Annotated in this window: 9 protein-coding genes and 1 riboswitch; of the genes, 1 reads left to right on the top strand and 8 read right to left on the bottom strand. The window is 71.3% G+C overall.

The window, feature by feature from the left end; all coding sequences use genetic code 11:
- Window positions 1-32 precede the first annotated feature (32 nt).
- The 3 genes from AB0G63_RS10700 to AB0G63_RS10690 form a co-directional block, all read right to left on the bottom strand.
- Window positions 33-926: a PhzF family phenazine biosynthesis isomerase gene (locus AB0G63_RS10700; protein ID WP_360747466.1), complete on the bottom strand. Its 894-nt coding sequence runs from the start codon at window positions 924-926 to the stop codon at window positions 33-35.
- A 146-nt stretch (window positions 927-1072) separates the two neighbouring features.
- Window positions 1073-1858 (bottom strand): SGNH/GDSL hydrolase family protein, encoded by a 786-nt coding sequence (locus tag AB0G63_RS10695; RefSeq protein WP_360747463.1) that lies wholly within the window; start codon window positions 1856-1858, stop codon window positions 1073-1075.
- Between the two features lie 224 nt (window positions 1859-2082).
- A complete protein-coding gene (locus tag AB0G63_RS10690; protein WP_360747460.1) occupies window positions 2083-3117 on the bottom strand; it encodes a LysM peptidoglycan-binding domain-containing M23 family metallopeptidase in 1035 nt (344 codons plus the stop codon).
- 4 nt (window positions 3118-3121) lie between these two features.
- Window positions 3122-3301: riboswitch (cyclic di-AMP (ydaO/yuaA leader) on the bottom strand.
- Window positions 3302-3845: 544 nt separating this feature from the next.
- Here AB0G63_RS10690 and AB0G63_RS10685 point away from each other — a divergent pair.
- Window positions 3846-4643, top strand: a complete 798-nt coding sequence (locus AB0G63_RS10685; RefSeq protein ID WP_360747457.1) for a tyrosine-protein phosphatase — start codon at window positions 3846-3848, stop codon at window positions 4641-4643.
- A 43-nt stretch (window positions 4644-4686) separates the two neighbouring features.
- Here the strand turns inward: AB0G63_RS10685 and AB0G63_RS10680 are convergent, their stop codons facing one another.
- The 5 genes from AB0G63_RS10680 to AB0G63_RS10660 form a co-directional block, all read right to left on the bottom strand.
- Window positions 4687-4806 carry a DUF6126 family protein gene (locus AB0G63_RS10680; protein WP_360747454.1) on the bottom strand — a complete coding sequence of 40 codons (120 nt, stop codon included), beginning with the start codon at window positions 4804-4806 and terminating at the stop codon, window positions 4687-4689.
- Entirely contained in the window at window positions 4803-5432 is a 630-nt protein-coding gene (locus AB0G63_RS10675) for an XRE family transcriptional regulator (protein WP_360747452.1), read from the bottom strand. The genes AB0G63_RS10680 and AB0G63_RS10675 overlap by 4 nt, the downstream gene beginning before the upstream one ends.
- A gap of 79 nt (window positions 5433-5511) precedes the next feature.
- Complete coding sequence (locus AB0G63_RS10670) at window positions 5512-6897, bottom strand: aspartate aminotransferase family protein (RefSeq protein WP_360747449.1); 1386 nt, start codon at window positions 6895-6897, stop codon at window positions 5512-5514.
- Window positions 6894-8813 (bottom strand): 1-deoxy-D-xylulose-5-phosphate synthase, encoded by a 1920-nt coding sequence (dxs, locus tag AB0G63_RS10665; protein ID WP_360747446.1) that lies wholly within the window; start codon window positions 8811-8813, stop codon window positions 6894-6896. The genes AB0G63_RS10670 and dxs overlap by 4 nt, the downstream gene beginning before the upstream one ends.
- Window positions 8814-8839: 26 nt before the next feature.
- A partial coding sequence (locus tag AB0G63_RS10660) for a flavodoxin-dependent (E)-4-hydroxy-3-methylbut-2-enyl-diphosphate synthase (RefSeq protein ID WP_360747443.1) occupies window positions 8840-9364 on the bottom strand: 525 nt, incomplete at its 5' end.

Genomic DNA, 9364 nt, shown 5'->3' with positions numbered 1-9364 from the left:
GTACGGACCGGCCGCCGCCGGCGATGCCGTCTTCAGTGCGGCGCCCGCGGGATGGGCACCGCCGTCCCGCTCACCCGGACGCGCGGGTCCCCGTCCCGCAGGTCGACCGTGAGCGTGGACGGTCGTCCCAGGTCGTGGCCCTGATGGAGGGTGAGGCGGGCGTCGGGGGCGACCGCGCCGAGGGTGCGCAGGTAGGCGCCCAGCGCGGCGGCGGCCGCACCGGTGGCGGGGTCCTCCACCACACCGCCGACGGGGAAGGGGTCGCGGACGTGGAAGACGTCCTCGCGCTCTCGCCAGACCAGTTGCAGGGTCGTCAGGTCCAGACGGTCCATCAGGGCGGTGAGGCGCTCGAAGTCGTAGTCCAGGGCGGCCAGTCGGGCGCGGCCGGCCGCCGCCAGCACCAGATGCCGGGCGCCCGCGAAGGCGATGCGCGGCGGCAGCGCCGGGTCCAGGTCGGCGGCGGGCCAGTCGAGGGCGGCCAGCGCCTCGGCGACGTCGTCGGCGGCCGCGTCGGCGACGTACGGCTCGACGCTGGTCAGGGTCGCGCGCAGGGCGCCGGACGGCTCGGCCGCGACCGACACCGGGACGTCGCCGGCCTGCGTCACGAACAGCAGTTCGCCGGGCCCGGTCCGCTCGGTGAGCGCGACGGCGGCCGCGACGGTGGCGTGCCCGCAGAACGGCACCTCCGCCTTGGGGCTGAAGTACCGCACGGTGAAGACCCGTCCGGGATCGGTGCCGGGCCGCTGCGGACCGGGGGTCAGGAACGCGGTCTCCGAGTAGCCGACCTCGGCGGCTACGGCGAGCATGGCGGCGTCGCCGAGACCGCTCGCGTCGAGGACGACCCCGGCCGGGTTGCCCCCGGCGGGGTCGTCGGAGAAGGCGGTGTAGTGCAGCACACCCGTCGCGGTGGCGTCGCTCGTCGTCATGTACGGGCAGAACACCGTCCGCCGGCCGGCTGTTCCCGGCCGGCCGTACGGAATACGGAGTACGGGAGACGGGGTAGGGGGTACGGGGTACCGGGTGCGGAGTCACCGCTCGGCGGCGCGTGCACGGAACGCGCGGGAGCGCCGGGTCAGGCGACCGACTCGATCCGCAGTTTGATGTCGTACGGGGACAGCATCCCCTTCGCCTGGACGTGGTCGCCGGACGACTCACCCCGCAGGCGTCGCCCGATCCAGGGCACCAGGTACTCGCGCGCCCACTGCACGTCGTCCCGCCGGATCTCCAGGGTGCCGCGCGGCGGAAGCGGCGGCCAGGACTGCTCGGGATCGGCCGGCACCTCCAGGCCGAGGACCTGGCCGGCCCGCAGCGCCACGCGCGTGTGCCCCTCGGGCGAGAGGTGGAGCCGGTCGTGGTCCCAGGCCCGGCGGTCCTGGATGGACTTCAGGGACCACAGGTCCAGCACGGGACAGCCGTAACGGTCGGCGATGGCCCGCACATGGCCGTTGTAGGTGGCGATCTTGCCGCGCAGGCGTTTGAGCACCGGGACGCCACGGGTGTCGAAGCCCGTCGTCACCATGACGGTGCCGGCGGCCTCGGTGAGCCGTGCGACCGCCCGCTCGAAGCGCTCGGCGACCTCGTCGGGGTCGGTGCCGGGCCGGAGGATGTCGTTGCCGCCCGCGCAGAAGGACACCAGGTCCGGAGCGAGTTCGACGGCCTGCGGGACCTGCTCGGCCACGATCTGGTCGAGCAGCCTGCCGCGCACGGCGAGGTTCGTGTACGTGAAGTCGCCCTCGGCCCGCCGGTCGGCGAGGAGCACCGCGAACCGGTCCGCCCAGCCGACGAACGCCCCGCCGGGACCCGGGTCGCCGACGCCCTCGGTGAAGCTGTCCCCCACCGCGACGTACGACCCGATCACTGATCTGCTGTCACTCTTCGAATCGTCTGCCACAGCAGGTCATGATTCACCGTCCACTGTGACCTACGCGACCGTAGGGAGGGCTTGACGAACGGTGAGATAAGCCACGCCCAAATTGTTCACCAAACCCGGAATACGCCGCCCCCGTACGCGGCGACGGCCGAGGACCGGACCCGGGGATCGGGGTCCGGTCCTCGGCGGCATGCCGGGCGGCCGGGGAACCGTCAGCCGACGGCGACGCCCTTGGAGCGGAGGTAGCCGACCGGGTCCACGTCGGAGCCGTAGTTCGGCGTGGTGCGGATCTCGAAGTGCAGGTGCGGGCCGGTCACGTTGCCGGTCGCGCCGGAGAGACCGATCTGCTGGCCGGCGGTGACGGTCTGGCCGGCCGAGACGGAGAGCTGCGAGAGGTGGGCGTACTGGGCGTAGTAGCCGTCGCTCAGCTGGATGACGACCTGGTTGCCGTAGGCGCCGCCCCAGCCCGCGGAGACGACCGTGCCGGCGCCCACGGCCTTCAGCGAGGTGCCGGTAGGCACGACGAAGTCGACGCCGGTGTGGTAGCCGCTGGACCACATGCTGCCCGCGACGCGGTATCCGGTGCCGACACCGGCCCCGGAGACCGGGAGGGTGTAACCGCTGGAGGTGCCGGTGGACTCGGCGGCCTGGGTGACCGTCGCCTGCTGCGAGGAAGGCGAGGAGGAGGACACGTCGGCGGCGGAGGAGGAGGACGGAGAGCCGGCGGAAGGCGCGGGAGCCGAAGAGGACGACGAAGAGGAAGAGGCCGCCGAGGAGGAAGGCGACGAAGAGGACGAAGGTGACGAAGAGGACGACGACTTGGTGGCGCCGCTCGTGGCCTTCTTGCCGAGGACGAGCTTCAGGCCGGGATGGATCAGCGACGGGTCGTCGCCGACGGCCTCGCGGTTGTCCGCGTACAGCTTCTTCCAGCCGCCGCGGACGCCCTGCTGCTCGGCGATCTTCGAGAGCCAGTCGCCCTTGCGCACCGAATAGGTCCGCACGCGCGCGTTGTTCGCGGCCCTCTCCTTCGCGGCCTTCTTCCCCTCGGCCGCCGCCTTCTCGGCGCCGGAAAGGGACTGCACGGCCTTCTGCGAAACCGGCTGCGCGGTGGACTGCGCGGTGTCGGCGTGGGCGCCGGTGGCCCCCAGCAGAGGGAGGGCGAGCGCGGCGCCGCCGGTTCCGGCGACGGCGATGGAGCGGGTGAAGCGCTGGGACTTGGGGCGGCGGTGCTTACCCTTCGCGGGCATGACGAATTCCTCTCCGGCGCCTGCGAGGTGAGCTGTCGGGTGCGGACTGGAGATGTCCGGCCGCGCCGTGGGCGCGACTTGACCCCAAGCCTGTTCCGGAGACCGGACAGGCGGTTCTACCTGTGGGTCCCCCGCTCCTGCCGTGCACGGGTGAGTGGTGCGGGATTCCAGGCGGCGGCAGGATTCGGCGTCCGCCCGGATTGCGTGGCGAACGTAAGCGACCACGACGCGAAGGGACAAGCAAGAGGTTGCGGGAAGCGCACGTTTCTCTTGATCCCTTACCGGAATTCACGGTCACCCTCCGTTGATTCCGAGGCGACTTCAGCGGCCAAATTCCCTGAAAAGCAATACGCATTACGTGAACATGACGGGCGACTCACGGTGACCGATATGACGATGCTCACGCGACCTCGCGCCAGCATTCCTTATTCCGGAGCGAGTTGGAATGAAATCCACCCAAAGCGCCAATTCGGACAGAAGACTCAGGCAGGGGCAATGCACCAGGGAAGCATCCTCGGGGCACATGGTCCGTTTCGCGGCATTCGTACCGGCTCGCCACCGGTGCGCCACTGACTCGCCACCAACTCGCCACCGACTCGCCGCGGAATCGCCACGGGCTCCCCGGCGGCAGACCGCACACCCCTGCTGAGCCGGGGTGTGCGTGTCGTATCGTCAAGGAGGTGCCCGTCGACGAGCAGCGCCGGCGGGGACGACTGGGAGGAGCCCCCGTGACGCAGCAGATCCCGTCGACCGAGCCCGAGCTGGCAGGAGTCCGAAACTTCCGCGACGTGGGGGGCCTGCCGACGGTGGACGGACGACGGGTGCGCCACGGAGTGCTGTTCCGCAGCGGCCACCTCGCGCACGCCACCGCGGAGGACACCGCCTTCCTCGCCTCGCTGGGGCTGCACACGGTCTTCGACTTCCGCAACGCCGCGGACCAGAGGCTGGAGGGCCCGGACGTCGAGCTGCCGGGCGTGCGCAATGTGAACCTGCCGCTGAGCGACCCGGCGGACGGCGCCGAGTTCTGGAAGATGGTCCGGGACGGAGACCTCGACCAGCTGCGCGAGATACTCGGGGACGGCAAGGCGGCCGGCCGCATGATCGGCTCGTACCGCCTCATCGTCAAGGAGCGCACCGGCGAGCACACGCGCGTGCTGCACGCGCTGGCCGAGGACAGCGTGCCCGCGCTGATGCACTGTGCCGCGGGCAAGGACCGCGCGGGCCTGTCCGTCGCCGTGACGCTGCTCGCCGTGGGTGTGGAGCGGGATGCGATCTTCGCCGACTACCTGGAGTCGAACGCCAAGCACCGCCGCTACCGGGTGCAGCGCGGCGGGAGCTCGGCTTCGGCCTACTCCCCCGAGGTCATGGAGCTGCTCAGCCCGCTGTTCGAGGCGCGCGAGGAGTACCTGGCGGCGGCCTTCGAGACCATCGAGGAGACCTGGGGCGGCGTCGAGCCCTACCTGGAGCAGGGGCTCGGCCTCACTCCGGCGGTGCGGGAGCGGCTGCGCGAGCGCCTGCTCGACTGACGCCGCCCAGGACGCGGCGGGCTGCCGGTCAGGACGCGGCGGGCTACTTGGCGCCCACCGAGAACAGCAGGTAGATGAAGCCCGCGAAGAGGTGGCCCGCCGCGATGTAGATGATGAGGCGGATCCACAGGGAGCGCGGGAACTTGTCCTCGTAATTGCTCATGGCATGTCTCCGGTGGTCGGGCCCAGGCACAGCGCGGCCGTGGGACTCTGCAACAGGGTGTGGACGAACAGCAGCTCGACCCCTTCGGGGTCCAGCGCCGCGATGCGGTGCGGCGTCAGCGAGTCGAAGTGCGCGCTGTCGCCGGGACCGAGCCGGTGTGTGGCGTCCCCGAGGCGCAGCCACAGCCGCCCCGTGAGGACGTACAGCCACTCCTCCCCGGGGTGTACGCGCACGATGTCGCCCTGGGTGCCGTACGGCGCGTGGACCCGCAGGGCCTGCATGCCCCGGCCGGAGGCGCCGGCCTGCCAGTAGGTCCAGCCGCCCGCGGCGGTGGGTTCCATGTCGACGGCGCGCACCACGGCGTTACGGTCGGCGACCGTCTCGCCGAGCAGTTCGGAGACCGTCGTACCGTAGATGCGGGCGAGCCCGAGGAGCACCGGCAGCGAGGGTTGCCGCTGCCCGGTCTCCAGCCGGGAGAGGTGGGCCGGGGACAGTCCGGCCGCGCGGGCCGCGGCCTCCAGGGTGAGGGAGGCGCGGCGGCGCAGTGCGCGGAGCTGCGGCGCGACGGCGGGCAGATCTGCCACGGGTCCCGCCGGCTGCTCGAACTCGGCTTCCGGGGAGCTCATACCCCCATTGAGCCGCAGCTTTACCTCTGGGGCAAATTTCTTGCCTCAGAGGCAAAGAACCTTCGGCCGGGGGCTCGGGCTAGCGGTTGGCGACGGCCTGTTTGATCAACGTCTTGCCGAAGTCCCACATCAGCCCGCCTCCATTGTGCGCCTCGTCCATCACCTCCGTGAAGGCGGCCACGAACCGGTCCACCTCCCGCTCGCCGATGACGAGCGGCGGGATCAGCTTGATGACCTCCAGGTGGTCGCCGGAGACCTGGGTGAGGATGCGGTGGCGCTGCAGCAACGGAACGACGACCATCTGCGCGAACAGTCCTTTGCGGGCGGCCTGGAGCATGGTCCACCGGCTGCGCAGCTTCAGCGACCTGGGCCGGCCGAACTCGATGCCGATCATCAGGCCGCGGCCGCGGACGTCGGCGAGCAGCTCGTAGCTGTCGGTCAGCGCCGCGAGGCGGGACCTGAGCAGTTCGCCGGTCGCGCGGGCGTTGGCGACGAGCTGCTCGTTCTCCATGACCGACAGCACGGCGAGCCCGGCCGCCATGGCCTGGGCATTGGACCCGAAGCTCGCCGAGTGGACGAGGACGCGGTCCATCGACGAGTAGACCTTCTTGAAGATCCAGTCCTTGCCGAGCGTCGCCCCGACGGGCACGTATCCGCCCGACAGCGCCTTGGCCACACACACCAGGTCCGGCTCGACGCCCTCCTCGTGCTGGTAGGCGTAGAAGTCGCCGGTCCGGCCGAGGCCGGTCTGCACCTCGTCGGCGATGAGCAGCGCCTTGTGCCGGTGCAGCAGTTCCTGCGCGGCCCGCAGGTAGCCGGGCGGGGCCTCGTACACGCCCTTGCCCTGGATCGGCTCCACGATCAGGGCGGCGACGTCGCCCTTCCTCAGCTCCCGCGCCAGGGCGTCGAGGTCGCCGAGGGGTACGGCGGTGTCGGGCAGCAGCGGGGCGAAGCCGTCCCGGAAACCGGACTCGCCGTTGACCGACAGCGAGCCCGTCGTCAGGCCGTGGAAGGCATGCTCGCAGTACAGCACCCTGGGCCTGCCGGTGGCGTAGCGGGCGAACTTCAGCGCGCCCTCGACCGCCTCCGTGCCGCTGTTGCCGAAGAACACCCGGTCCAGGTGCGGGCTGTGCGCGAGGAGCTTCTCGGCCAGCAGTCCGGGCAGCGGCTGGCAGTCGAAGCGGGTGAGGTCGGCGAGCGAGGCGTCGAGGACGTCGTGCAGCGCCTTGCGGACCACCGGATGATGGCGGCCCAGGCCCATCACCCCGAACCCGGCGAGCATGTCCAGGTAGTCGTTGCCGTCCGCGTCCCAGAAGTACGCGCCCTCGCCGCGCTCGTAGACCTTGTCGAAGCCGATGGTGTGCAGCATGCGCGGGAGCTGGTGGTTGAGGTACCTGGTGTGCAGCTCGTAGCGCTCGGCTCCGCGCTCGGCCAGGAGCGCGCCGAGGTCGAACTCCTTGCTCATTCAGCCCTCTCCTTGACTGGGGCGGCCCCCGCCGGGTCGGCGGCGGCCTCCTTGACGGCCAGGCTCGCGCTGATCCGCCCGGCCACCTCCACCGGCGTGAGCCCGATGTCGGCCAGCACCTCCGCGCGCTTGGCATGCGCGAGGAACTGCTCCGGAATCCCGAACCGCCGCACCGGTACGTCGACGTCGGCGTCGCCGAGCGCCAGCGCCACCGCGGACCCGACGCCGGCCGCCCGGCTGTTGTCCTCCACCACGGCCACCAGGCGGTGTGCGGCGGCGAGCCCCGGCAGCGCCGGATCGACCGGCTTGACCCACCGGGGGTCCACCACCGTGCACCCGATGCCGCGCGCCTGAAGCAGCTCGGCGGCCCGCAGGCAGACCGGCGCCATGACGCCGACGGCGACCAGCAGCACCTCGGGCCGGTCCGCGCGGTGCAGCACGTCCATGCCGCCCACCCGGTCGACCGCCGGGATCCGCGGCCCCACCGACTCCTTCGGGAAGCGGACCAGGGTCGGCGCGTCGTCGACGGCGACCGCCTCGCGCAGCTGGGCGCACAGCTGGTCGGCGTCGCGCGGGGCGGCGATGCGCAGACCCGGTACCACCTGGAGGACGGACATGTCCCACATGCCGTTGTGGGAAGCGCCGTCCACGCCCGTGACACCGGCCCGGTCCAGCACGAAGGTGACCCCGCAGCGGTGCAGCGCCACGTCCATCAGGAGCTGGTCGAAGGCACGGTTGAGGAAGGTGGCGTAGACGGCGACCACCGGGTGCAGCCCTCCCGTCGCCAGCCCGGCCGCGGAGACGGCCGCGTGCTGCTCGGCGATGCCGACGTCCCACACCCGGCCGGGGAAGCGGGCGGCGAACTTGCCGAGGCCCACCGGGTGCAGCATGGCCGCCGTGATCGCGACGACGTCCTCGCGCTCCTCGCCGATCCGGACGATCTCGTCGCCGAACACCGAGGTCCAGGACGGGCCGTCGGCGGGCGTGAGCGGTTCGCAGGTGAGCGGGTCCATCACGCCGACGGTGTGGAAGCGGTCCTCCTCGTGCGCGAGGGCGGGCTCGTAGCCGCGGCCCTTCTCCGTGAGGCAGTGGACGAGGACCGGCCCGTGGAAGCGCTTGGCGCGCCGCAGCGCCGACTCCACGGCCCCGATGTCGTGTCCGTCGATCGGACCGACGTACTTCAGGCCCAGGTCCTCGAACATGCCCTGCGGGGCGAAGGCGTCCTTGAAGCCCTTCTTCGCGCCGTGCAGCGACTCGTAGACGGTGTGGCCGACGAGCGGGGTGCGCAGCAGGACCTCCTTGCCCCAGGCGAGGACCTTCTCGTAGCCGTCGGTGGTGCGCAGGGTGGCCAGATGGTTGGCGAGACCGCCGATGGTCGGCGCGTAGGAGCGCTCGTTGTCGTTGACGACGATGATCAGCGGCCGGTCCTTGGCGGCCGCGATGTTGTTCAGCGCCTCCCAGGCCATGCCGCCGGTCAGCGCGCCGTCGCCGATGACCGCGACGACGTGCCCCTTCTCCCCCTGCACCTGGCGTGCCTTGGCGAGCCCGTCGGCCCAGCCGAGCGCGGTGGAGGCGTGGCTGTTCTCGATGACGTCGTGCTCGGACTCCTCGCGCGAGGGGTAGCCGGACAGGCCGCCCTTGCCGCGCAGCTTGGAGAAGTCCTGACGCCCCGTCACCAGCTTGTGGACGTAGCTCTGGTGGCCGGTGTCCCACAGGATGCGGTCGACCGGCGACTCGAAGACCCGGTGGAGCGCGATGGACAGTTCCACCACCCCCAGATTGGGCCCGAGGTGACCGCCGGTCCTGGCCACCGCGTGCACCAGGAACTCCCTGATCTCTTCGGACAGTTCGCGAAGCTCCGCCTCGGCCAGCGCTTTCAGGTCGCGTGGTCCCCGGATGGTCTCCAGAATCGTCACGCTCGGGCCCCCTTCGGTCCTGCTGTTCAACTCACGGTGACGGCCGGCTCCCCCGACGGGCCGTCCTGCTCCATCTGCTCCGCCAGCTTCATGGCCTCTTCGATCAGGGTCTCGACGATCTTCGACTCGGGGACGGTCTTGATGACCTCGCCCTTGACGAAGATCTGCCCCTTGCCGTTGCCGGAGGCGACACCCAGGTCGGCCTCCCGCGCCTCACCGGGCCCGTTGACCACACAGCCCATGACCGCCACCCGCAGCGGGACCTCCATGCCGGTCAGGCCCGCGGTGACCTCCTCCGCCAGCTTGTACACATCCACCTGCGCCCGCCCGCAGGACGGGCAGGAGACGATCTCCAGACCACGCTGCCGCAGGTTCAGCGACTCCAGGATCTTCAGACCGACCTTGATCTCCTCCACCGGCGGAGCGCTCAGCGACACCCGGATCGTGTCCCCGATCCCCTGCGACAGCAGCGCCCCGAACGCCACCGCCGACTTGATCGTGCCCTGGAACGCCGGACCCGCCTCCGTCACGCCGAGGTGCAGCGGGTAGTC

It is taken from the genome of Streptomyces sp. NPDC020996 (assembly GCF_040641355.1).
Classification (GTDB): Bacteria; Actinomycetota; Actinomycetes; order Streptomycetales; family Streptomycetaceae; genus Streptomyces.
The sequence above is the reverse complement of the archived record's forward strand: the minus strand, read 5'-3'. Positions and strand labels throughout refer to the sequence as shown.